This window comes from uncultured Pseudoxanthomonas sp., assembly GCF_947498795.1.
Taxonomy (GTDB): domain Bacteria; phylum Pseudomonadota; class Gammaproteobacteria; order Xanthomonadales; family Xanthomonadaceae; genus Pseudoxanthomonas_A.
Window position 1 is genome coordinate 1 of sequence record NZ_CANMLQ010000031.1, and the last position, 220, is coordinate 220.

General features: G+C 66.8%; 1 protein-coding gene. It reads right to left on the reverse strand.

Annotated elements, in window-relative coordinates; all coding sequences use genetic code 11:
* The coding region (locus Q0907_RS18975; protein ID WP_299347604.1) for a transposase at positions 1-220 on the reverse strand (220 nt) is incomplete at both ends.

The following is a 220-nucleotide window of genomic DNA, read 5'->3' on the forward strand; positions in this document are numbered from 1 at the left end:
GCTCCTCGGTCACCCGCTTGAGCTCGGCCTGCAGGCGACGGTTCTCCGCCGCCAACGAAACATCCGCATGCCGCGCGACCGGCACCTTGCGCTGCTCCCTGACCCACGCGTACAGCGAGTCGATGCTGACGCCCAGCCGGGTCGACACCTCTCGCACCGAACGCCCCTGATCGATCACCTGCTTGGCCGCCTCGGCCTTGAACTCATCCGAATACCGCTT